This is a genomic window from Bacteroides sp. OM05-10AA (genome assembly GCF_003439055.1).
In the GTDB taxonomy this organism is placed as follows: Bacteria; Bacteroidota; Bacteroidia; order Bacteroidales; family Bacteroidaceae; genus Bacteroides; species Bacteroides intestinigallinarum.
In genome coordinates, this window is record NZ_QSUR01000023.1 from 62,485 (window position 1) to 87,287 (window position 24,803).

The window sequence follows — 24,803 nt, forward strand, 5'->3', positions numbered from 1 at the left end:
TACTATAAAATTTAGAAACAAAAGTAGTTCTTTTTCCTTTAGTTATAGCTGAACTAAGGAAAATTTAACGTGTTTCATGCCCCATTCGGAATAAGACGGCATGTTGTCTGAACTAAGCCCGCACCTCGCTTGGGGTTAGCCCACGCCTTAGCAGTGCTCATCCCACGGCTCACGGACGTTTATCCCACGGCTTAACGGCACTCGCCCCACATCTAAGTAATGTCCGGCAGATACCTTATTATAATACTTCTGTTCTTTGGGTGCATACTCCCAATCTTTTTTGTAATTTTGCGGGGAAATTTTATAGGTATGACAATAACTGAGTTGCAACAACAATATGCTGCCCATCCCAATATGGCAGTAATGAAGCGCTTGTTGAAGGACACTTCCGTTCAGACTGTTTTTTGCGGAGGACTGTGTGCATCTGCCGCTTCTCTTTTTTCTTCTGTACTGGTGCAAGAGGGTGGTTGCCCGTTTGTATTTATTTTAGGTGATCTTGAAGAAGCCGGATATTTCTATCACGACTTGACGCAGATATTGGGTACGGAAAGAGTATTGTTCTTTCCATCTTCATTCCGTCGCTCCATCAAGTATGGACAAAAAGATGCGGCCAATGAGATTTTGCGCACAGAAGTACTTAGCCGCTTGCAAAAGGGGGAAGAGGGATTATGTATCGTTACGTACCCGGATGCATTGGCGGAGAAAGTGGTGTCGCGCAAGGAATTGAGTAATAAAACGCTGAAGTTGAATGTAGGAGAGAAAGTGGATACCACTTTCATCACCGATGTGTTGCATAGTTATGGTTTTGAATATGTAGACTACGTATATGAACCGGGACAATATGCTGTTCGCGGTAGTATTATCGACGTTTTCTCTTTTGCTTCGGAATATCCTTATCGCATCGATTTCTTTGGTGATGAAGTGGAAAGTGTTCGTACCTTTGAAGTGGAATCTCAATTATCCCGTGAGAAGAAAGATGGAGTGTCTATTGTTCCCGATTTGGCGGTGACAGGTGATGTAACGACTTCTTTTCTGGATTTCATCCCGAAAGAGACTACTTTGGCAATGCGTGATTTTCTTTGGTTGCGCGAGCGAATCCAGGTGGTACACGATGAGGCGCTGACTCCACAGGCAATAGCCGTTCAGGAGGCCGAAGAGAATGGTGGCATTACATTGGAAGGGAAATTGATAGACGGCAGTGAGTTTACTGTACGGGCACTCGATTTCCGCCGGTTGGAATTTGGTAATAAACCGACCGGAACACCCAATGCCAGCGTTACTTTCAATACATCTGCCCAGCCTATCTTTCATAAGAATTTCGATCTGGTAGCTTCTTCTTTCAAGGATTATCTGGAAAAGGGCTATTCGCTATCTATCTGCAGTGACAGCATGAAGCAAACAGATCGTATCAAAGCTATTTTTGAAGATCGGGGTGATCAGATTAATTTTACTCCTGTAGAACGTACCATTCACGAAGGTTTTGTAGATAACACACTGCGGCTCTGTATCTTCACAGATCATCAGTTGTTTGATCGTTTTCATAAATATAATCTGAAAAGTGATAAAGCCCGTTCGGGAAAAGTGGCACTATCCTTGAAAGAACTGAATCAGTTCACTCCGGGAGACTATGTGGTGCATACGGATCATGGTATCGGACGTTTTTCCGGCTTGGTACGTATTCCGAATGGTGATACTACGCAAGAGGTTTTGAAACTGGTGTTTCAAAATGAAGATGTGGTGTTCGTCTCTATTCATTCCCTGCATAAGGTTTCCAAATATAAAGGTAAAGAAGGAGAGGCTCCCCGGCTTAACAAATTAGGTACAGGTGCATGGGAGAAACTGAAAGAACGTACGAAGAGTAAAATCAAGGACATTGCCCGCGATTTGATAAAATTGTATTCGCAGCGTCGTCAGGAAAAAGGTTTCTCTTACAGTCCCGATAGTTTCTTGCAGCGTGAGCTGGAAGCATCCTTTATTTATGAAGATACACCGGATCAGAGCAAGGCGACGATTGATGTCAAGGCAGATATGGAAAGTGACCGTCCGATGGATCGTCTGGTCTGCGGAGATGTAGGATTTGGAAAAACCGAGATAGCGATACGTGCGGCTTTCAAAGCCGTTGCCGATAATAAACAAGTAGCCGTTCTGGTTCCGACAACAGTACTTGCTTACCAGCATTTTCAGACTTTCCGTGAGCGTTTGAAAGGATTACCGTGCCGGGTGGAATATTTAAGCCGCGCACGTACTGCCGCACAGACCAAAGCTGTATTGAAGGGATTGAAAGATGGAGATGTCGGTATTCTGATAGGTACCCACCGTATCTTGGGAAAAGATGTCCAGTTTAAAGACTTGGGATTGTTGATTGTGGACGAAGAACAGAAATTTGGAGTCTCTGTCAAAGAAAAGCTGCGTCAGTTGAAAGTGAATGTGGATACACTGACTATGACTGCTACTCCAATTCCCCGTACCCTTCAATTTTCATTGATGGGTGCACGCGACTTGAGTGTGATTTCTACTCCGCCACCCAACCGCTATCCGATTCAGACCGAAGTGCATACTTTTAATGACGAGGTGATAACGGATGCCATCAATTTTGAGATGAGCCGCAACGGTCAAGTCTTCTTTGTCAATAACCGGATTGCGAACTTGCCGGAATTGAAAGCGATGATCGAACGTCATATCCCGGATTGTCGTGTAGCAATTGGACATGGACAGATGGAACCGACAGAGTTGGAGAAGATTATTCTGGATTTTGTCAACTACGACTATGATGTACTCTTGGCAACTACAATCATCGAAAGTGGTATTGATATTCCGAATGCCAACACTATCATTATCAATCAGGCGCAAAACTTTGGATTGAGTGATCTCCATCAGATGCGTGGACGGGTAGGACGTAGTAATAAGAAAGCTTTTTGTTATCTGCTGGCTCCTCCGTTAGGTAGTTTGACAGCCGAAGGAAGACGACGTCTTCAAGCAATTGAAAACTTTAGTGATTTGGGAAGTGGTATTCATATCGCCATGCAGGATTTGGATATTCGTGGAGCTGGAAATCTGCTTGGAGCCGAACAAAGCGGATTTGTTGCTGATTTGGGATATGAGACATATCAGAAAATTCTTACTGAAGCTGTCCATGAGTTAAAGACAGACGAGTTTGCTGAACTGTATGCGGATGAAATCAAGGGCGAAGGACAAATTAGTGGAGAAGAGTTTGTAGACGAGTGTCAGGTAGAAAGCGACCTCGAACTATTGTTACCTGCCAACTACGTAACAGGCAGCAGCGAACGTATGTTGCTCTATCGTGAACTGGATGGACTGACATTGGACAAAGATGTGGAAGCTTTCCGTGCTCGTCTGGAAGACCGCTTCGGACCGGTTCCCCGGGAAACGGAAGAACTACTCCGTATTGTGCCTCTACGCCGTCTTGCAGCCCGTTTGGGTGCAGAGAAAATCTTCCTGAAAGGTGGGCGGATGACCTTGTTCTTTGTTTCCAATCCGGATAGTCCGTTCTATCAAAGTAAGGCTTTTGGTAAAGTGATAGACTATATGATGAAATATACCCGTCGTTGTGATTTGCGTGAACAGAACGGCAGACGGAGTATGCTGATTAAGGATGTTACTAATGTGGAAACGGCAGTCAGTGTGTTGCAGGAGATTGTGGCTTTGCAATGATAAGTGGACTCTGATAATTTATGTTTTTTAATGAGATTCAAAAGAATAAGTTTGTTTTATTACATAAGTCTGTTTATCTTTGAACTCATAATAATTTAGGTATTACAGATATGGCTGCAAAATATGAACCACAGGAAAATGAGACGCCGGAACAACAGGTTAATGAACCGATAGCTGCTTATCAAAGGACAACTTCTGATATGAGTCTTTATATCCCTACGGAATATGAAAGAGAGATTATCATGCGTTCGGAAAAGGATTATGAAGAAGGCCGGTTGTATACTCAAGAAGAGGTCGATAAGCAGGTGAAACAATGGCTCGATTAAAGATTGTGTGGACAGAAACTGCTACAATTGTTTTGCGGCGGATTTTGACTTTCTATCGTGTAAGAAACGGAAATTCCAAATATAGTCGTTCTATCTATACAATGATAAACGATGTTCTGAAGTTAGTTGCCAAATATCCATATATATACAAAGCTACTTCTGTGCCTAATATACGTGTTTTTCATTGTGATTACTTTAAGGTATATTATAGAGTGCTTGAAGAATATATTCTTGTGGAAGCTATTTTTGATACTCGTCAAGATCCTGATAAAGCCCCTTTTTAAGAATTTATCTTTTTTTTCCGTATAACTTGTCTATCAAATCTGAACGTCCGATACGTCTCAACTCATTGATGATGTTTTTTCGTTCTTCTGGTTTATACCAAAAAAAGAACTGTCGTTGTGCAAGTTTCTCCCGTTGGGTTTTGGCACTGAATATCGGTTCTAGCGTGTATGGATGGAATCCGCTATACCAAGCTTCGGTAGCCACTGTCATCGGAGTAGGAGTGAAGTCCTGCACTTGTTCCAGGTGGAAGTCCAGACGTTTAGTGATAACGGCAAGTTCCGCCATATCTTCTTCGTTGCATCCGGGATGCGAAGAGATAAAATACGGAATCAGTTGTTGACGCAGATTTTCTTCCCGGTTGATGCGGTCGAATATCTTTTTGAATGTTTCAAATTGCTCAAAAGAAGGTTTGCGCATTACGGATAATACCCGGTCACTGGTATGTTCCGGAGCTACTTTTAACCGGCCACTCACATGATTGACTATCAATTCACGGGTATATTCGGCAGTGCTACGGTTGATAGCTTCATCTTTGCTTTGATGAAGTAACAGGTCATAGCGTACACCGCTACCGATAAACGATTTTTTGATTCCGGGCAAGGTATCCACAGCATGGTAAATATCCAGTAAAGGGCGGTGATCGGTATTCAAATTCGGACAAACTTTCGGGTGAATACATGACGGTCGTTTACATTTTTTGCAAATAGCTTCATCTTTCCCCTTCATCTGATACATATTAGCAGAAGGACCTCCCAAATCACTTAAATATCCCTTGAAATCGGGTAACTGAATAACTTCTTTTACCTCTTTCAGTATAGACTCTTTGCTTCGGCTGACAATAAACTTTCCCTGATGGGCGGAAATGGTACAGAATGCACAGCCACCAAAACATCCCCGGTGAATGTTGATGGAAAATTTAATCATATCGTATGCCGGAATCCGTTTCCCTTTGTATTTTGGATGAGGCAGGCGGGTATATGGTAAATCAAACGAATGATCGAGGTCTTTCTGGCTCATCGGAGGATAGGGAGGATTGACTACAACTATCTTATTTCCTACTGCTTGTGTGATTCGTGAAGCCGAATATTTGTTGGATTCTTCTTCGATATGTCGGAAATTACTAGCCTGTTTCTTTTTATCTGCCAAACATTCTTCGTGTGAATAAAGTTGAAGATCGTCTTCGGCAGATATCCATTCTGTTGCACGACAAAGATAGGCTGTCTGGGGCACAGACCCGATAATCGTTTTGAATTTGCTGCTTGTCAGTACAGGTTCTTCAGTGGTGAGCAGACTTTTCATATTCTTCACCAGATCTGCAAGAGGTTTTTCCCCCATTCCGTAAATGAGTAGATCTGCTCCGCTGTCGCACAAAATACTCTTTTGTACTTTGTCCTGCCAATAATCGTAATGACTCAATCGCCTTAAACTAGCTTCGATTCCTCCAATGACTACTGGAACATCCGGAAAAAGTTTTTTTAGTATTTGGCTATAAACCGTGGAAGGATAGTCCGGACGCATATCCGGTCGGCCGTCCGGAGTATAAGCATCTTCACTGCGTAGGCGTTTGTTGGCGGTATATTTATTAACCATCGAGTCCATGCATCCGCCGGAGATACCAAAGAATAGCCGTGGACGTCCCAACTTCTTGAAGTCACGCAGGTCGTCACGCCAGTTAGGTTGGGGAACGATGGCTATTTTCAAACCTTCCGCTTCGAGAATGCGTCCGATAACGGCAGCACCAAAAGAAGGGTGATCCACATATGCATCAGCACTGAATAGAATGACATCCAATTCATTCCATCCTCGAAGTTCTACTTCTTTCTTAGTAGTGGGTAACCAGTCAGTCAATCGATATTCTTTCATGCTGCAAAGATACAGATAATAAAAAACATCCCAATGATTTTATTCATTGAGATGTTTAACTTCGTTCATTAGAATGTTTTTCTTCCAATCATTGGGATGCTTTCTTAGAACTTCCCATGGATTGTGAACTGTAATGTCATTTGTTCTCCGTCATAGATTTCACGGAAGCCGATACCTTGCTCGGACAGATATTCCTTTAGATCCTGAAACGCATCAGCATGGTTCATGATAATCTCTATCGTTTCACCCGGAGAGGCAGTACACATCGCTTTTATTGCAGGAATCAGCGGACTGTATGCTGTTATTCCGCAGGTATCTACCGTAATCATTATTCCTCCTCTTCTTCCGCTTCCGGACTGGAGAGCCAGGTAAGATAGAGCTTGATGAGCTGTTGCAAGCCGAATGCCTTCATATTATTGTGATAAATCACGTCGATACAAAGGTCCAGCAAGTCTTTACTGTCTTCCTCTTGACTGGCGATAAGGGAGCGGATATTAAGTTTCAACTTATCCAGAACTGCTTCATCTACAATACCGGTACTGTCGATAAGATGACGGAACAGAGCATATTTTTCAATTGTTCTCAAGTTTTCATTAGATACTTCTATGCTGCGTGTACCGCTGGGATTTGCTTGTATAGTATACATTGTTTTTTAGTTTTAAAGGTTATTATAGTAGCAAAGATAGAATTTAAAATGAAAAACGGATTAAAAAAAAAGGATATTTTTTATTTTTGAGTAAAGAATCCCAGGATGCCTGCCATAATGGTTGCCCGGTCTGCTTCAGACTGAATACTTTCAAAAGGAAAGCCCAATACAAAAGTACGGTAGTTTCCTTTGTAGGCAATACCTGCACTCTGATTGCCGGGTGCATACGTAAATACGGGGAAGGCAGTATCTACGGGAACAATACAATCCGCAGCAGGTACAGCATAACTGCTTTCATTAGGCAGACGTGGGATTGTTATAGTACGGCCCAATCCTTTAATCTGATTCGAACTCTTATCCGTCAGGCTACCTTGATAACCATATTTCAGTATTTTCTCCGTAAACTCCCGGTTTCCTTGTGTTCCACTCATATCACTTCCTACATAAGCACCACTGACAAACAGGTTACCTCCCGCTTGGCAATAACTGGTCATAATCCGTTGCATAGCCGAAGAGAATGTCTTGTAATATGCTTTACTTGCAGGATCTTCTTTTTCCAGTCCCAAAATATAATCTACCACCGGATAATCTTCTAATGTAACCAATCCGTTCTCTACCGCTTCGTCGCTGCATGATACGAAGCTATATTTTCCGGCTGCCTGAATCGCTTTTCCGTGAATAAAAGGATAGTCGAACGTGTTTCCTGCAATTTTCATTCCTTCTAATTCGCTTCCACTATGCCCCAGACTTCCTTTTCCTTCTTTACCGGCTTGTGTACGGTCGAAGCCGGTTTGTGCTCCGCAAAATGAAATATTCGATATATACGGAACGCCGGGATCTTGCATTAGATCGAATCCAGCTTTATCAGAAGTGTTAACGACCGCCGGACCGCTGATTCTGTCAAAGCCATTGATGATGATGACTTTTCCCTGTTCACGTTTGGCTTTATAAGCGGAGAGGATTTCAGAAGGAAAACTTTCCCCGCCCCGGTTTACAGCAGTTACTTTGAATGAATAAACAAGTCCCGGTTCTATCTTAACGGTGTGGGACGTTTTGCTGACTAAAGTGCCATTGTCAAAACCTCCATAACCGATGCGGGTATATACAATGTATTCCCGTGGTCGTGCAGTCGGTTCTTGCGGATCGTCTTCGCCTTTCCATGAAAGTTCTAATGTATTCTTTTTCTTTCCGAATTGAATGGCGAAATTGCTCACAGGCAGAGGCTGAACAATGTATTCTTTATCATGCTGGCTGGTAATGAACTGCAAAATACCTTTGTAGATGGCACGTCCCACTGTAAATTTAAAGTTCGGATCATGTCCTAACTGCATATCTGCGAAGTTCTGGTGGGAGAGTAGTTCGATAATCGTAGAAGGCGTAGCCGGAAGACGTGTTTCGCTATAATTCCGGTTCCACATGCTGCGGCGTGTCCACGGCAAGCTGTAGCTTGAATAAATATCTTTCTGAATCTGTGTCAGCAGAATGTCTGCCAGATCACGTGAGGCATACCGGTCTGTTCCTGCATTCAGTTTGCCATTATTGAAATCGGTGGTGTAAATGCCGAGTGATCCGATCAGTTCGTCTGTTTTGCTGCATCCGGCGTCACTGTGCAATGCCATCGTCATTTCCAAAGGTACGCCCAGACCCGACTGTTGTGGGTTATAGACGGAACTACCCGATAAATAATTGATAACGTTAGAGCGTGTGTTAATATCGTCTGTATAGTCGTTTTCACCTTTTCGTCCGGCATATACTTCGTATGGCATTCCCGCCCATTGAGCAGAGTAGCGTGCTCCTTCCAAGTAACGCGGTAGCCCACTGATTCTTCCTCCGCGGGCAATGTTACCCATTCCTCCTCCAAAACGTACTGCATCGGCACATACAACTCCATGTTCGCTGCTCTCGTTGCTAAGAACCACCATGCCGTAGTCATTGTTCCCTTTGTCAAATTCAAAAGTGCCGAGATAAACCCATGTGCCTCCACCTATCTTTTGGTTTACTTTGAATTCGGTAACTCCACCGTTATGAAATACCAGATATTTGGCGTCGCTTACACTGTTGGGTAATGTCTGGTAGGAAACATAAACAGCATACTTGCCTGTTGCCGGCAGAGTAGGCACCCATTCGGCAAATACCTGGTCTTTATTCTTCTTTTTCTTTCTCTCTGTCGGAATAAAACGACAGGTCCCGTCAGTGAAAGGATTTTCTTCCTCTTTATAGATTGTTTTCTTCTGAGCAAATCCTCTTACCGGAGCATTTGCCCAATTAATCTTTTTACCCCCCATTTCCAAATAAAGGGAAGCATTGGGGGTATCATTATCTACAATGATTTCATTCTTTTGTGTATCTCGTTCGCGGGGAGTATAGACAATCGCTCCTGCATTTTCCAGCATTGGAATTACATAAGGAAGGACAAAAGATTGAGTGAACATATCTTCTGTGGTGCAGAATAATCGGGGACGTTGCCATCCCCATTCGTTTTTATCATTTTTGAAATAGTTGCCGTGGCTTTGCCAGATTGCAATGTGGCGGTCTTGTAGTCCGCGTGAGATTTCATTAGGACGTGAGGTGTTTTTCACCCAGGGAGCTCCTTTATAATCTACATTTAAGGATAACCGCTCTTTATCCTTTTTCTTATTCCGGTAGAAATTAGGTACCAAATCTTCAATGGGTTTCCCATCCGCATAAATGGTGAGTTGGTAATAATGAACGGGACCCGGAAGCAACTCTTTTACTTGATTATAAATGTTTTCTACAGTTTCCGGTCGGAAAGGCTGATAGGCGAAGCTCTCCGATGCATAGATTGCAATCGTCTTACGGTCGTAATTAATATCGAAGCTATTCAGTTTAGGGGTGCTGATTTTAGCTGTTGCGGTATATTTGCCGAAATAATCTGTTAACCGTTCTTTTACATTCCTTTCAATATCCTGCGCAAAAAGAAAAGTTGCACTGAATGTAAGGCCTAGAAAAAATACTATTATTTTCTTCATACTTTTTGCTTTTTTGCTAAACGCAGATTATCACGGATTATCGCAGATTGTTTTATTCTATTTTTCTTTGCGAAAATCTGCGTTAATCTGCGTTTAATTCTCCCCGCAAAAATAAACAAAAAAGAGCGAGGAGTATCGAAACTTCCCACTCTTCTTTCATTGTTTTATATTCTCTTAATTAAGAATGATTACTCTTATAATGGAATATATTCTACAAATGCTTCCATTGCTTCGTAAGAAGCCAGTCCCAACTGATCGTACAAAGTAGCTGTACCACGGTTACGATCCTCACTACGTTGCCAGAACAAACGTTCGTCGTTACCCAGGAACGGAGCGCTTTCCATTTGCGACTGATGTTTCAGGATAGAGTTACGTTTTGCACGAAGTTCTTCCGGACTGATAGGCACTGCCATTTCAATATTCTCGATTTCCCATTCAGCCCATGCACCACGGTACATCCAGATACGACAGTCTTTCAGCCATTTGGCACCTTCTTCTTTTTCAAGATCGACAGCAGCAAATACAGCATCTGTACATACACGGTGAGTTCCATGTGGGTCGGCTAAGTCACCAGCAACAAAAATCTGATGAGGTTTTATTTCACGGAGCAAGTTGCGTACAATTTCTACGTCTGCTTCACTGATCGGGTTTTTCTGAATCTTACCTGTTTCATAGAATGGCAGATCGAGGAAGTGGCAACGTTCCAGCGGTATATTATTATAAGTACAAGCTGTACGGGCTTCACCGCGACGAATCAGACCTTTGATAGTCAGAATATCACGGCTGTCCATATCACCGTCTTTCTTCTCCTTCAGGAAATTACGTATTTCTATATATTTTTCATTGATAACCAAATCTTCGCTGTTATTGAAGAGCTGATTGAATCCATTGATGAAATGCATGAAACGAACAACTTCTTCGTCACCTACGGCGATATTACCGGAAGTTTCGTAAGCTACGTGTACTTCGTGCTTTTGCTCTACCAAGCGGCGAAGCGTACCACCCATTGAAATAACATCATCATCCGGATGCGGAGAGAAGATGACCACACGTTTCGGATACGGTTTTGCGCGTTCCGGACGATAGGTATCATCAGCATTAGGCTTACCACCCGGCCATCCGGTAATGGTGTGCTGTAAATCATTGAAGATTTTGATATTTACATTGTATGCAGAACCATAAAGCGCCAAAAGCTCACTCAAACCGTTTTCATTATAGTCTTTATTCGTCAACTTCAGAATCGGTTTGCCGGTCAGCTGACACAACCAAACAATAGCGCTACGAATTAACTTATCGTTCCATTCGCAAGAAGTGACTAACCACGGACGTTGGATACGTGTTAAGTTCATGGCTGCTGAAAGATCGAGAGCCACATGTGCATTGTTGTGAGTTTGCAGGTAAGAAGCAGGAATTGTGTCAGTGATTGCACCTTCCACACATTCTTTAATCATAGCTGCTTTATTCTCGCCCCAGGCAAGCAGATACACTTTCTTTGCACCAAGAATAGTGGCTACTCCCATTGTAATAGAACTGATCGGAGTATTATCCAACGTTCCGAAAATCTTGGATGCCTCATTGCGTGATGCGTTATCCAACAAAATCAGACGAGTGGTAGAGTTCAGTCGGGAACCCGGTTCGTTGAATGCAATGTTACCTACACGACCGATACCTAACAAAGCAATATCAATGCCTCCGAAGCTTTCAATGCGTTGTTCGTACAGGCGGCAATATTCAAAGATAGTATCTTTGGCAATGCTTCCATCGGGAGTGAATATATTCTGCTTGTCAATGTCTATGTGATCCAGCAACATATTCTTCAAAGCATTGAAGTTGCTGTTGATAGCATCGGGAGACAACGGATAATACTCATACATATTAAATACGATCACATTGCGGAAGCTAAGACCCTCTTCCCTATGCATACGGATAAGCTCGGTATATACGTGGCTGGGTGAATCACCTCCGGGGAGAGCCAATACACAGAAACGTCCTGCCTTTTGTTTTTCGTGGATGGTTTGTGCTATTTCGCGCGCAATATAGTTAGCACCTTCTTCTACGGATTCGTAGATGTCCGTAGGAATTTTCTCGAGTCTTGTCAAGACTGATTTTTCAAATGCATTCTCCGGTCTGTAGTATCTGGGGGAGACCCGGTGGAGACTGATTTGAGAACTAAGATTTGTTTTCATAAAGTTGTTAATTAAGTTATGTAAGATTAGCGTCCTTACGACTGTATTTTCACGACAAAGATACAAAAGAAGTCTATATAATTAACTACCGAGTTCTAGGTATTGTTGCTGCAAGATTCTGTTTTTAACATTTGTTATTTTGCCAATGTTACAGATGGAATTCGTCTGCATCTTTCCATACCGGGAACTTCTCTCTGAATTGGTTGAGAGTGTTCAGATTAAGACTCACAGTAGCTATTCCTTCCTTTTCATCTGGAAATGAGCCGATTTCTTCTCCGAAAGCAGAATAAACTTTGCTTCCTCCATTATATGTAAGCTGATATCCGTCTATGCCCACCCTGTTGACACCGCATACATAGCATTGATTTTCCAAAGCACGAGCCCGGAGCAGAGTATCCCAGACCAGACGGCGGGGGATAGGCCAGTTGGCTACATATATTAAAAGGTCGTACTCGTTGTTTACGTTCCGGCTCCATACGGGAAAACGGAGATCATAGCAAACTAACAGGCAGATATTCCATCCACGATAGGGGATGATAAGTCGTTTATCACCGGCCGAAAAATGTTCTGCTTCCCTTCCCATACGAAACAGGTGACGTTTGTCATAATAGAATTCTTCTCCTTCCGGTGTCAGGAAGAAGGCCCGATTATAGAACTGGTCGTTTTCAGTTGCTATATAACTTCCACAAATGGCTAGCTGAAATTGGGCAGCCCATTGTTTGAGTGTTGTAATGGTTGCTCCGGAGTTCGGTTCTGCCAGCATTTTACTCTGCATGCTGAATCCGGTGGAAAACATCTCCGGTAAAACAACAATCTCCGTTATTCCGCGAAGACTTTGCAGCTTTTCGTGGAGTAAACGGAGATTTTCTTGTTTATTTTCCCAAACAATATCGGTTTGTATGATGGAAATACGGATAGACTCCATACTAACTAAGTATTAGGTTTTAAGTATTAAGTATTATACCATGCGCTCAAATTGTATGTTGTAAGCTACGATTAATACTTAATACTGGATACTTAATAATTGAATTTAAAGCTCTCCAAGAGCAAAATTCTCCGGATGTTTTCCTTTGAAATCCTTGAAATAAAGTTTGATTTCTTTCATGTCCTTATTAATATCTCCTGACGGCATGATGGCTTTCGTTGCAGAGATTGTTTTCTTGCTGTAATCAATACCAATCAGGACGATAGGAACCTGGGCTTTCAAGGCTATAAAATAAAAGCCTTTTTTCCAGTTTGGATTCGCTTTGCGGGTTCCTTCGGGAGTGATAGCCAAATTAAACTTTTTATATTCAGCAAAATTATGAACCATCTGATCTACTAGCGAAGTTTTTCGACTGCGATCAACGGGAATTCCGCCAACTGCTCTGAAAAAAACGCCAAGCGGAAAGAAAAACCATTCTTTTTTCATCATGAAACTTGTCTTACGGCCTATAGCACCATAAAATAGTTTTCCAATAAATAAATCAAGGTTGGTTGTGTGTGGAGCGGCACATATCACGCATTTATCATAATTAGGCACCGTAACGTTTGTCTTCCATCCTAACAGGCGGTAATAGATAAAGCTATAAATTGCTTTTTTCATTTCTGCTTTTAGTTCAATTTTCCGATAGCTTCAATAATCTCGTTAATCTTTGCATTAAAGTCTGCACGGAATTTCTTATAAAAACCTTTCACGTTGCCCGGTTCTGTATGGCTGATACGAGTAACAAACTCATCCTGCATTTTCAGTACCTCTGCCATCAGTTCATCAGCTTTCGCTTTGTTCGTACCGGGGATGAACATGCTGTTGATTAAACACTCGGTGAATAATTCTCCTGCGATATAGTTTACGTTCTTTTTGAGTTCTCTTCTACTTGCCATAATCTTTATATTTAATGGTGAATAATAAAAAAATACTTGCGGTAAAGATAGGCACTTTCTTTGATTTGGGCGAATAATGGCGGGAAAAAATGAAAAGTAAGAGGCTTTTAATATCTTTTATATGTATATAAACAAAAGCCGGTTCACTGCTTAAAACAGCTGACCGGCTTTGACTACTAAATTACTTTCCTAACAAAGTTATCTAACTTACTGTGGAGTCCCAAAAGCTGCAAATTCGTAAATACCATCTGCCCACATGGCAGAATTGCCTTTATGTACATTCACAACACCGTATACTCTCAAACGCAAATATCTGTAAGATGCAGGATCTTCAATGTTTAAGATCAGAAATCCTACTTGCCAGTTTTGTCTACCATCCACAAGCATTTTATAACTCTTTCCATTTGTACTTCCTTCAATCGTATATTTGTAGGCAGCTTCAGAACCATTGACTAGTCTTGTAGAAAGGTTAATCTCTGAAATATTTGCTTCTTTTTGCATGTCTATAATAAACATGTAAGGTACGCCTGTAGGTGCATTCGAACTTTTCTGGAAATAAGCTGAAGAATCCAGATTGGCTCCGTCAATGATACAATCAGCTTTGATTCCTTTCACACCTGGAACCATAGCTTTCACAGTGGTGTTTAATGTCAGATTTTTGCCATTCTGTATAGGTATGAGTCCATATTGCTCATTAAATTCCACATATCTGTAATAATCCATCGAAGCATATCCTTTATTGAATGCAGCGATAGAAATTCTCGGGAAATTACCATCTGGAGTTTTATATTTCCGTTGTGCTCCCCAGTGGTAACTCCATACCCCACAGGTGTTTTTTACCATACTGATTCTGTTGAACTGGGCGTCGAAAGTTGTATTATTGCCGATTTCTCTTACTGGCGTCCATTCACCTGCTAAATCTGATGAAGCTGTATATACAGTTTGACTGGGGTACCATCCGGAAGCTTTTGAACTGAAAAAATAATATTCTCCGTCTCTTTTAATAATAGCGGGAGTTTCTCTGTGCAGCCCTTTGCATATTGTATTGACTAATGCAACAGGCTTAGTCCAAGACTCATCTAATTTATAGATGTTTATGTCCTTATTTGTATTGGTGGCAGATAGAAGGTATGCTGTATTATCGTCATCTATGAAAAGTGACTGGTCTCTTGAGTCATGTCCCAATGGCCGTTCCATTGTACCCACTTCCAGTTTGCCTTTTGGAGTGATTTGTGCCAGATAAATCTTGGCTGCAACATAACCACTTTGATCCTCATAATGTGAAGATAATACCACCTTTCCTGTTTTTGGATTATATCGGAAAGCATTGCCCTCAAATTTCACATTAGGATAAAAAGCTAATTCCCGGGGAGTACTCCAGCTTCCGTTGAGTCCGGTCTTTGAATAGCTTTCGGTAACTAACCAGCCTTTTACTTTTTGTCCGTCTACCTCTTTTTCTACATTTTCTATTTTGTAGGAGAAATACAGATCGCCGATTTGCATACCCTGTGGTTTGTCGGAAGTAGCTTTAGTTATATATTTGCCATTCAGATTATCATATACTCTTCCTTCACCAATAGGGGTAAATGTGCTGGCTTGTTGTGAGATGGATGTGGCTACTTTCTGTCCGTTTTTGAATGCCTCTACATAATAAGTAAACGTTTTTCCGTTTGCCAAACCATAGTCATCATAGGTATCTCCTTTGGCTTCTCCGATTAGAGTACCATCTCGGTATATCTTATAGAGATCGGCATCTTCCAACTGCATCCAATTTAGCTTTATATTTCTGACATCTTTCTCACCAACAAGTTTAAATGCAGTAGCGGTGACCGCCCAAACATCAGTAGATTCTGTTGTTATATCTTTAGTATGAGCAGCGAAAGAAGAAAGTGTCGATAGAACACAAACCCATATAAAAGAGAATAAAAAAAGAATTTTAACTTTATTCATAATACAATTGATTGAATTGATTCTTGAGTGTTTTTATTTGATTTTACACACGAGAAAATTATTTGATTTTCATTTGTTGCAGATTATTAGCCCTGTATGTAGCGGAGAATATGTCCGCTTCTTTATACTTGTATTTCTCAGAATCGAAATATACGGCAAACTCCTGCATTAGTTTTTTTGAATAATCGGTAAGATACAGATTGGTCCCGTTAAATGTATTTGAACCGGAAACAGTGATGCATTTCTTATCTTTAGCATTTTGTATTTGGTAATATCCGTCCTCCTGTAGATTGAATATCCAATTTTGAGTATCGTCTTTCTTTTCAGGGTTCAAACGCATAGTTCCAAATAATGATTCTAAAAACTTCCCAGTTTTGATGTCTTTCAGTTTGTATACATTTGGAGCACTTGTTTTAATAAATTCAAAACTCAAATTTATGTCATCATTATCGTCGGTTATGCTGAAACCATTAGCTGGCTTAGATATAAGGCGGTCTGATTCTTTTTCTAATAATGAATAAATATTATTAGGAATGATGCTCTCTGCTCGTTTGTAACGGTACATGCGATTGAATACATTTAGATTCCATTGGTCATACCATTTTACTACAGGATATCCTGAACGCATACTGATAGGTAGCCATACATGATGTGATTTTTCTACATTTTTAGAATTCCAACGGTCGCCCATGTAAACATAAGCCTTTTCTTTACCGTTCACTTTAAAAACATAGCAACTTTGTGAGTTATAGGTTACTTGTTTGAGCTTATCTACTGCGAAATTGGGACCTGTATTCCATTTTCCTAATATTTCAGTACTATAAGCTGTCTTTCCAGGATTAGGTGCCCATCCTGTACAACCGGAAAAGAGTCCGTAGTAAATATCACCAACTTTGAAAATAGCGGGAGCTTCGTATTTAAGCCCCTTTAATATTTTTATTTCTGTCGGAGTGGGTTCCAGATAGTTATCTCTAAGAAGTGATATATTCATGTTGGTATTCATGTCTGTTGAACAGAAATGATATGCTTTTCCATCGGAATCAACGAACACGGTTTGATCACGTGATTCATTTTTATTGGGACGAAAGGTCTTATGTAGTATATAAGGCCCCTCTACTTTATCACTGGTTGCTACGCAAACTCGTGCAGCTCCGTAACCCTTACCGCTTTCCCAATGAGTCCACATAACCCATTTGTTTGTTTTAGGATTATAAATAACTTTGGGACGTTCAAATAAACGTCCTTGAGATATGTCATTCATGTCTTCTCTGGCTTCTCCTTTTGTCTTTAATGAGAGTCCCAGTCTTTTCCAATTATATAAGTCTTTGGATTGATAGCAACTGACTCCGTTGGAGACTGCGCCGGTACGATCTTCTCCAAACCAATAATAATAGCCATTGTTAAAAACGACACACCCGCCATGCGCATTAATTTGTTCACCATTTATATCATTCCACAAAACACCCGGACTAATCTGGGCGTTTTGTGAAAAGATAGTATTGAATGAGAAAACAAAACAGATAAGTAGAATAATCTTCATGTTTTCGTTATTTATTCTGTAATATTAATAGTTATTTCAGGTTGTTCCGGAGCATAAGCACCACTTAAATCATAAGTGAAATATTCTATTTCGGCATTATTATTTTCGAAGCCGATTTTAGGAGAATAGGTTCTAGATGTTCCGGTAAGTTTTACATTATCTACATCTAGAGGAGAGATATTGGCTCCCCATGTTCCTGCCTGAATCTGAAATATTACACGTATTTGCTTACAGGTAGGAGAGGTTGTGAAATCCAAAGAATAAGTTTCCCAAGTATCACTGGCTATTTCTGTCTCTACTTTCTTTTCACGGTCTTCTACTTCTTGGATGAACATTTTCGCTGTTAATGTTCCCTTTTTCTTATCAAGTCCTCCTCTAGCTAGTGCAGATAAAGTGTATGTTTCATTAGGGGCAACATCAATTGTTTGGTTAATGTTGCCGTTTCCCCAGCCACCTGCCCATTTATAAGGCTTGATACGAAAAATATGGTTATTAAAATCTTGTTCATTGTCTATTTCTTGAGGAAGGATGAATTGTTCATTATTCCAACGATCGAGGATTGCAATATTCCATCCTTCTACTGCTTTTACTAATTTTCCTCCATCCATATAATCATATTCTCCCTCAAATCCTGGATTTTTTAAAAGATTCTCTTTGGGTTCACCGTTTGCAACAGCAAAGTCCGACTGATTTCCGTAATCTGCTAGACGTATGGTATCAATAGGGAATCCATCGCGATAAACAAAAGCTCTTTTGTCTGGGGTGATTGCATAACGGTAAGTATGCATGCGATTGTCATTATTGTAGAATTTGCCTAATCCTCCTTCTTGTTTAGTTAGAGGATTACTAAATCCTTTCTGACTATTGGAATTATAAACGCCTATTGAAGTTGAGGCCACGAAACCTTTTATGCCATACCCATCATTATCTACCATATAGGGGTGGAACTCATCTCCCTCTTCATTTATTTTCACTCTGAACTCAACGGTATATCCTTTTTCAGTCGGTTTAAACTTGGTGTTTTCAAAGGTTTCATTCTTTCCTCCTTTATAAATGGGAGATTCCGCTATTGTTTTAGTAGGGAGAGGAGTGCCTATTCCTTGTATTCTGATGTAGGATCTGCTGTCTCCGCTACGCAGAACAATTATGCCTTTAGTCTCTTTTTTAGTGCTATTCAGTGTGACTGTAATTTTGGCATTCTTAGTGTTTGCAGGTATATTGGTTGGACTAACACTGAAACCATGTGGAACGGTAATTTGTATAGGTTGGTCATGTTGTAGGTTTCCAGTATTAATTGTAAATGTAGCTGATTTTCCAGTTCCGTTTACAGTTAATATTGGAGCATTGTTCTTTTCATCAGTAATGCCATTGTCATCATCAGATTCTTTTTCCTTGTCTTTTTCATCTTTAGTTTGATTTATTTCCTGTACGCAGGAAAATGCAGATGAGTACATTGCCCAAATATTATTTGTGATAACACTCATTGACAATGTTAGAAAAATAGATTTGAAATAGTTTGTTTTCATGATCAAAAAATTATAAGTGATTATTTTATTTCTAAATAATAAATTCATGTTTCCACTCTGTTTATTTCTCGTTTGCAAAGTTGCAGAAACTATTTATGATAAGAGTCCTTGAATTAATCAAATACGTATAATTTTGAATTAATAGTTTTTATGGAGGAAAAAGTAGGTCTAAAAATCATTCATGAGGTTTGAAAATCATTCATAAACATCATTTCATATCATTTTAGTTCTATTTTATAGTTAAATGACTTGCTTGAAAATATATTTTGCTTTAATATTGTGCTAAAATAATAAAAGTACTATGGAAATAAAGAAATGGATTACCATATTTCTGCCATTTATCTTTAATATATGGAGTTTCATTGCTGCGCAACAATTGTCTGTTGACATACTTCCTTTAGGTGGGCAATTACCTTCTAATTCTGTACAAAGAATTTTTCAGGATCGCGAAGGTTTTATGTGGTTTGGTACTCGTGAAGGGTTATCACGTTACGATGGCTATCGAGTATTGACTTTCCGATCTGGAAAAACGACCCCGAATCTTTTGACAGATAATCAAATAACAAGTATCACTGATTCATGGGAACGTGTATTGATTGGTACAAAGAAAGGGTTGAATATATTAAATAAGAAAACTTATGAAATTTATCATGTGGATAATGAAGAATTAAAAGATCAGGAAATACGTTCAATTCTTTTTGATTCTAAAGGATATATTTGGGTAGGTACTTACATTGCTCTATACAGATGTTCCAGTGATTTTTCTTCTTGCAAAAGATATGACAATTCTTTACCAATCACTAGTGTGAACTCTATTTATGAAGATGTTGATAATAATATTTGGGTAACTTTTTGGAGAAAGGGGATATTCCGCTATGACCGGGTGAAAGATACTTTTGTTAAATACCCAGCGGTTGGTAAAGAGAACAATCCGTTTTGTGTTTTTCAGGATGATAAAAAACAGCATTGGATAGGTACTTGGGGAGAGGGACTTTATAAATTTTATCCGGAAGAAAAAAAAGAGCAAATTTATATACCAGTTAAAAGTGCTAGGGATGGTGAATTACCGGAAAATGGGACATTTTTCAGCATTCAGCAGGATGATAGATATGGATATCTTTGGTTAGTTAGTGCTCGGGGACTTTATGCCATTCGGAAAAGAGTAGATAATCTGGTAGAGACTGTTGATATTAGTGATATTTCTTCAAAATTGAATAATATATTTAGTGAAATATGTAAGGATAAAGCAGGTAATTTGTGGATTGCTTCCTTTAATGAGGGAGTATCTTATATTAATATGGATAAACCTGTTATTTTAAATTATCCGATGCCCTCTATTAAGAAGACAATAGGCTTAACTACCAATATCCAAGCTATTTATAAGGATAAGGATGGAGACATCTGGATAAATCAAAATCGCTTAGGATTAGGAATTTATAATAAAAATAGTGATAAGATTATCTGGTATAAGGATATACCGGACTTGAATGGTTTGCCAGGTATGGAGACTATTAATTTCATAGGATATTCTTCTGCAAATGATGAAATCTGGGTCGGTCCATCTTATCAACCGTGTATTTATACAATGAGAAAGGAGAATGGAAAAGTACGACTTATTTCTTGTATAAATTTGCAGCAATATACAAAAGGGACAGGCAATAACCCACAATTCTTTTATGAAGATAAAAAACAGAATGTATGGATTGTAACCTCATTGGGATTATTGGTAAAACCTGCTAATAGTCATGATGTATTAAAGGAAACAGGTTTTCTTCAAAGAGAAATAACAGGCTTAGCTGAAGATAATTTGGGACATATATGGGTTAGTACTAGACGCAATGGCGTTTTTTGTTTGACTGTATCTGAAAATTTCCAGATTAAAAAAGAAAATATAGTGAGGTTTGATATGGAGTCAGGACGTTTGATAAGTAATAATATCGAAGACTTATGTACTGATCAAGAAGGACGAGTATGGATGGGAAGTCAAGAAGGCTATGTTTTTCTATATAACCAAAAGACAAAAACGGTTGAGGATTATTCGGATATATTTCCTACCTTAACAGAGGGGGTACAGGATATGAAGATGGATGATACAGGTCATCTTTGGATTTCTACGAACAAGAAGATTATAGAATATGATCCTAAAACTGGAGGGCAAATTAGTTATCAGGCTGGACAGGATATTGTTGTAAACTCTTTCCCTAAACATTCTTGTTTCAAAAGCCCAACCGGAGAGATGTTTTATGGAGGGAACAGGGGGATTGCTGTGTTTGTACCTTATAAACAGTTGGCTGATAAACCAAAGAAAATCCGGACACATATTGTAGATGTGAAAATGGATGACGAGTCATTATTGACAGGAAAGACTAATGAACGTTTTAATTTGCTTAAACGGACATTAAAACTACATGCTGAAGATCAGAATATTGAAATTGATTTTTCTTCCTTAAATTATAGCTTCCCAACCAAAATACAGTATGCTTATAAAATGGAAGGAGTAGATAAAGACTGGGTATATATTAAAGATGGACGTCGTTTTGCTTATTATAATCGGCTTCCAAAAGGGAAACGTTCTTTTTGTGTGAAGGCGACAGATGTAAACGGGCTATGGAGTAGTCTTGTGACAAAGATACAAGTAGACAAAGCTCCAGCATTTTACGAAACCTGGTGGGCTTATACAGCTTATATTATGTTTGTTTTATTGGCTGGTTATTCATTTTATTATAGAACAAAGCGAAGGATGCAATTGCGTCACGAGTTGAGAATAGTTCAGATTGAAAAGGAAAAATCGGAAGAGCTCGTTCAAGCAAAATTGCGCTATTTTACAAATATTTCGCATGATCTTCTCACTCCGTTGACTATTGTTACTTGTTTGATTGATGATGCAGAAATCACTTATAAAAATAAGATTCCGCAGTTTGAAATGATTCGTGCTAATGTAAATCGTTTGAAAAGGTTGTTACAACAGATACTTGACTTCCGTAAAGTTGAGAGTGGGAATATGAGATTGAAAGTGACTTCCGGAGATATTGTATCTTTCATTCGTGATGTTTGTAAATCTAATTTTATGCCTTTAATTCAAAAGAAAAAGTTGACTTTCACTTTTGAATCATCAGAGGAAACGATACAGGCATATTTTGATGCAGACAAAATAGATAAAGTCGTTTTTAACCTTTTGTCTAATGCTTGTAAATATACGGAAGAAGGAGGAGAAATAAAGACCATATTATCGACTTATTTGCAGAATGGTCATATTTATTTATCTATTATTATCAGTGATACAGGTAAGGGAATTGCTTCGGAAGATTTAGATAAGATATTTACGCGGTTTTATACTAATCAACATTGGGTGTCTAGTGAAACCAATGGCATTGGACTTTCACTTACAAAAGATTTATTAGAATTACACCACGGAACAATTAGTGTAGAGAGTGAAATAGAAAAGGGAACTTCATTTACTGTAATAATTCCTATTGATAAAGAGAGTTATGTAGAGGACGAGATAAATGTTGGGGCATTTCAGGGGCTAATCAAGGAGAGTAGAACAGATATCATAGATGTTGATATGGAGAATTGGGAGCAGTTTGAAGGAGGGAATACAGATGCTATGGTTAGTGACATTCGTCTGTTATTGGTAGAGGATAATGAAGAATTATTATATCTGATGGAGCGTATTTTATCTAGACGTTATCATATTATAATGGCAAAAAATGGAATAGAAGCTTTTGAACTGATGAAAGATAATGAAGTCGATATTATAGTAAGTGATGTTATGATGCCCGAAATGGATGGTCTGGAATTATGTCGTGCCATTAAGGGAAATTTAGAAACGAGTCATATACCTATTATTCTATTAACAGCGAAAAATACGGCAGAAGATCGTATTGAATGTTATAATGCCGGAGCTAATGCTTATATATCCAAACCTTTTGAACTGAAGGTGCTTGAAGCGCGTCTTGATAATTTTTTAATGGATAAAAAGACTAAGCAGGAAGAATTTCGTACTGATATAGAAGATATAAATTTTAATTTGTTGGATGCAACGGATATTGATAAAGAATTCTTGAAGAAGGTAATAGAGGTTATACAAGAAAACTTATCTTCTTCTACATTTGACGTAATTCAGTTGGCAGATGCTTTGGCTATGTCTAAATCTTCTCTTTATCGTAAGACAAAGGCGATAATAGGTTTGTCTCCGGTTGAATTTATCCGGAATGTCCGTTTGAAACAGGGGGTAAAGATGCTGAAAAACAAATCAATTTCTGTATCAGAGGTTGCGTATACTTGTGGATTCTCTAATCCAAAATATTTTTCAACTTGTTTTAAGGAAGAATTTGGGGTAACTCCTAAAGAGTTTCAAAAAGCAGATACTAAAAATAAATGAGTAAATTATAAACATATTAATTTTTGTGTGATCTATCATGAATATCGACAGTGAATTTATAGTTGATATTCATGATATTTCTTAGGTGTATTAATTCTTATTACTTAAAAAATAATTGATTTTCGAACTTCATGAATCATTTTTGGATTAGCTATGATAACATAAATAAGTTATTTTATGATTGCTCCAATTTTAAACCCATTTGATTGATTTCTGTACTTTAACTTCCGGGGAAAGTCTCAATTTTGTCATTTGATAAATGAGTACTAATTTTAATTCTATGTAAATGAAAAAACGATTTTTTATATTGAGCATGTATTTGACTTTTATTTCTATAATACATGCGGCACAGCATGTGGAGAGTCCATTAATAATTTCTACTGCTGAAGGGCTAAGAGCTTTTTCAGAGTCTGTGAATAATGGAAATTCTTATGAAGGAAAAGTGGTCAAATTATCAGCTGACATTTGGTTAAATGATACAATCGGATGGCAAAGGTGGAGTCGACAAACAAAAATAAAGTCATGGACTCCCATTGGAACATCCAAGAGCCCTTTTGAAGGTACTTTTGATGGGAATGGACACTATATCGCAGGTCTATTTACGAAAGCTGGTTCTGAAACCTTTTTTCAAGGACTCTTTGGCTTTTTGAAGAAAGCAACAGTGAAAAATACTCATATTCGCTATTCTCATATCATTGCATACAATTATGTTGGCGCTATTGCTGGTTATATATCTTATAATACGCAGATATTGAATTGCTCAAATGAAGGTATTGTAGAAAATGAACGTAATTTTATCGGTGGACTTATAGGTTTTTCTTCCGGACAAAATCGTATTGTCGGCTGTAGTAATTATGGCAAGGTTTATGGTCACCGTTGTGTTGGAGGAATTATTGGCTATTTTGAAGGTGGGGCTATTTATAATTCTTTTAATAGGGGAGAGATTATCGGACGTTATGAACATGTAGGAGGTATTATAGGTGAATTTACGGAACCTTATCAAAAGTCAATAAAAGATACTGGATTAAAAGAACTTCCCAATGATACTGTGGCTAATTGTTATAATACAGGAATTATCATGGCGAGAGATGTGGCAGGTGGTATTGCGGGGCATATAAATCTGCATCCAATACAGGTCTCTACATGGAAAGTTGTGTTTGCTAATAATTATAGTTCTGGAAAAATTCGTACAGGATATCCTGTTGTCACTGACGGGTTGGTAGGTGTATATGCTTATTTTGCCGATTCTGATAATTTGGTAATACCAACTATTGACCGTATCAATCGTGATGGAGCCGCATGTTACTGGAGTGAAGAATCTTGTAAGCTGACCACTATCAAGAAGCCTCGTTTCGAAGGAAATAAAATTCGTTCTGACGTTTGGAATGGAATTATGTATGGATCGATGAAAATACCCGATTCTTTTAGATATTTCAGTGATAGTGAGATGAAACAGGATTCATTTGTCGATTTATTGAACAAATGGGTGGACAAAAAAAAGATGTTTAACCAGTGGAGAATGGATGAAAAAGGCATAAATGATGGATTCCCCATTTTTATAAATTAAATAAA

At 39.1% G+C, this 24,803-nt stretch carries 16 protein-coding genes; 5 read left to right on the plus strand and 11 right to left on the minus strand.

What is annotated here, in order from left to right; genetic code table 11:
- Nucleotides 1-309 precede the first annotated feature (309 nt).
- From mfd to DXB58_RS17730, 3 genes are all read left to right on the plus strand, one after another.
- A complete protein-coding gene (mfd, locus tag DXB58_RS17720) occupies nt 310-3,672 on the plus strand; it encodes a transcription-repair coupling factor (RefSeq protein ID WP_122137714.1) in 3,363 nt (1,120 codons plus the stop codon).
- Between the two features lie 110 nt (nt 3,673-3,782).
- On the plus strand, nt 3,783-3,998 hold the full coding sequence (locus tag DXB58_RS17725) for a hypothetical protein (RefSeq protein WP_122137715.1): 216 nt from the start codon (nt 3,783-3,785) through the stop codon (nt 3,996-3,998).
- Complete coding sequence (locus DXB58_RS17730) at nt 3,986-4,282, plus strand: type II toxin-antitoxin system RelE/ParE family toxin (RefSeq protein WP_004297362.1); 297 nt, start codon at nt 3,986-3,988, stop codon at nt 4,280-4,282. The genes DXB58_RS17725 and DXB58_RS17730 overlap by 13 nt, the downstream gene beginning before the upstream one ends.
- A gap of 4 nt (nt 4,283-4,286) precedes the next feature.
- Here the strand turns inward: DXB58_RS17730 and DXB58_RS17735 are convergent, their stop codons facing one another.
- The 11 genes from DXB58_RS17735 to DXB58_RS17785 form a co-directional block, all read right to left on the minus strand.
- Nucleotides 4,287-6,146, minus strand: a complete 1,860-nt coding sequence (locus tag DXB58_RS17735) for a YgiQ family radical SAM protein (protein ID WP_122137716.1) — start codon at nt 6,144-6,146, stop codon at nt 4,287-4,289.
- Between the two features lie 104 nt (nt 6,147-6,250).
- A complete protein-coding gene (locus tag DXB58_RS17740) occupies nt 6,251-6,475 on the minus strand; it encodes a sulfurtransferase TusA family protein (protein ID WP_122137717.1) in 225 nt (74 codons plus the stop codon).
- Nucleotides 6,475-6,792, minus strand: coding sequence for a hypothetical protein (locus DXB58_RS17745; RefSeq protein WP_004297365.1), 318 nt, complete (start codon nt 6,790-6,792; stop codon nt 6,475-6,477). The genes DXB58_RS17740 and DXB58_RS17745 overlap by 1 nt, the downstream gene beginning before the upstream one ends.
- An 80-nt stretch (nt 6,793-6,872) precedes the next feature.
- Nucleotides 6,873-9,782, minus strand: coding sequence for a xanthan lyase (locus DXB58_RS17750; protein WP_122137718.1), 2,910 nt, complete (start codon nt 9,780-9,782; stop codon nt 6,873-6,875).
- A 194-nt stretch (nt 9,783-9,976) separates the two neighbouring features.
- Nucleotides 9,977-11,968: a glucosamine-6-phosphate deaminase gene (locus DXB58_RS17755; protein ID WP_122137719.1), complete on the minus strand. Its 1,992-nt coding sequence runs from the start codon at nt 11,966-11,968 to the stop codon at nt 9,977-9,979.
- Between the two features lie 148 nt (nt 11,969-12,116).
- Nucleotides 12,117-12,893 carry an amidohydrolase gene (locus DXB58_RS17760; RefSeq protein WP_074637368.1) on the minus strand — a complete coding sequence of 259 codons (777 nt, stop codon included), beginning with the start codon at nt 12,891-12,893 and terminating at the stop codon, nt 12,117-12,119.
- 105 nt (nt 12,894-12,998) lie between these two features.
- On the minus strand, nt 12,999-13,553 hold the full coding sequence (locus tag DXB58_RS17765) for a 1-acyl-sn-glycerol-3-phosphate acyltransferase (RefSeq protein WP_122137720.1): 555 nt from the start codon (nt 13,551-13,553) through the stop codon (nt 12,999-13,001).
- 8 nt (nt 13,554-13,561) lie between these two features.
- Nucleotides 13,562-13,831: a hypothetical protein gene (locus tag DXB58_RS17770; protein WP_120079222.1), complete on the minus strand. Its 270-nt coding sequence runs from the start codon at nt 13,829-13,831 to the stop codon at nt 13,562-13,564.
- A 207-nt stretch (nt 13,832-14,038) separates the two neighbouring features.
- Nucleotides 14,039-15,781, minus strand: a complete 1,743-nt coding sequence (locus DXB58_RS17775) for a family 43 glycosylhydrolase (protein WP_122137721.1) — start codon at nt 15,779-15,781, stop codon at nt 14,039-14,041.
- A gap of 58 nt (nt 15,782-15,839) precedes the next feature.
- Nucleotides 15,840-17,321 (minus strand): family 43 glycosylhydrolase, encoded by a 1,482-nt coding sequence (locus DXB58_RS17780; protein WP_122137722.1) that lies wholly within the window; start codon nt 17,319-17,321, stop codon nt 15,840-15,842.
- Nucleotides 17,322-17,332: 11 nt separating this feature from the next.
- Nucleotides 17,333-18,847, minus strand: a complete 1,515-nt coding sequence (locus DXB58_RS17785; RefSeq protein WP_122137748.1) for a carbohydrate binding domain-containing protein — start codon at nt 18,845-18,847, stop codon at nt 17,333-17,335.
- A gap of 301 nt (nt 18,848-19,148) precedes the next feature.
- Here DXB58_RS17785 and DXB58_RS17790 point away from each other — a divergent pair, with 301 nt between their 5' ends.
- A complete protein-coding gene (locus tag DXB58_RS17790; protein ID WP_122137723.1) occupies nt 19,149-23,231 on the plus strand; it encodes a two-component regulator propeller domain-containing protein in 4,083 nt (1,360 codons plus the stop codon).
- Nucleotides 23,232-23,517: 286 nt separating this feature from the next.
- A complete protein-coding gene (locus DXB58_RS17795; protein WP_122137724.1) occupies nt 23,518-24,798 on the plus strand; it encodes a hypothetical protein in 1,281 nt (426 codons plus the stop codon).
- Nucleotides 24,799-24,803 lie beyond the last annotated feature (5 nt).

Bases quoted from the DNA above. Each gene is read 5' to 3' on its own strand.
- mfd (WP_122137714.1), top strand. From the start codon at position 310: ATGACAATAACTGAGTTGCAACAACAATATGCTGCCCATCCCAATATG.
- DXB58_RS17725 (WP_122137715.1), top strand. From the start codon at position 3,783: ATGGCTGCAAAATATGAACCACAGGAAAATGAGACGCCGGAACAACAG.
- DXB58_RS17730 (WP_004297362.1), top strand. From the start codon at position 3,986: ATGGCTCGATTAAAGATTGTGTGGACAGAAACTGCTACAATTGTTTTG.
- DXB58_RS17735 (WP_122137716.1), bottom strand. From the start codon at position 6,146: ATGAAAGAATATCGATTGACTGACTGGTTACCCACTACTAAGAAAGAA.
- DXB58_RS17740 (WP_122137717.1), bottom strand. From the start codon at position 6,475: ATGATTACGGTAGATACCTGCGGAATAACAGCATACAGTCCGCTGATT.
- DXB58_RS17745 (WP_004297365.1), bottom strand. From the start codon at position 6,792: ATGTATACTATACAAGCAAATCCCAGCGGTACACGCAGCATAGAAGTA.
- DXB58_RS17750 (WP_122137718.1), bottom strand. From the start codon at position 9,782: ATGAAGAAAATAATAGTATTTTTTCTAGGCCTTACATTCAGTGCAACT.
- DXB58_RS17755 (WP_122137719.1), bottom strand. From the start codon at position 11,968: ATGAAAACAAATCTTAGTTCTCAAATCAGTCTCCACCGGGTCTCCCCC.
- DXB58_RS17760 (WP_074637368.1), bottom strand. From the start codon at position 12,893: ATGGAGTCTATCCGTATTTCCATCATACAAACCGATATTGTTTGGGAA.
- DXB58_RS17765 (WP_122137720.1), bottom strand. From the start codon at position 13,553: ATGAAAAAAGCAATTTATAGCTTTATCTATTACCGCCTGTTAGGATGG.
- DXB58_RS17770 (WP_120079222.1), bottom strand. From the start codon at position 13,831: ATGGCAAGTAGAAGAGAACTCAAAAAGAACGTAAACTATATCGCAGGA.
- DXB58_RS17775 (WP_122137721.1), bottom strand. From the start codon at position 15,781: ATGAATAAAGTTAAAATTCTTTTTTTATTCTCTTTTATATGGGTTTGT.
- DXB58_RS17780 (WP_122137722.1), bottom strand. From the start codon at position 17,321: ATGAAGATTATTCTACTTATCTGTTTTGTTTTCTCATTCAATACTATC.
- DXB58_RS17785 (WP_122137748.1), bottom strand. From the start codon at position 18,847: ATGAAAACAAACTATTTCAAATCTATTTTTCTAACATTGTCAATGAGT.
- DXB58_RS17790 (WP_122137723.1), top strand. From the start codon at position 19,149: ATGGAAATAAAGAAATGGATTACCATATTTCTGCCATTTATCTTTAAT.
- DXB58_RS17795 (WP_122137724.1), top strand. From the start codon at position 23,518: ATGAAAAAACGATTTTTTATATTGAGCATGTATTTGACTTTTATTTCT.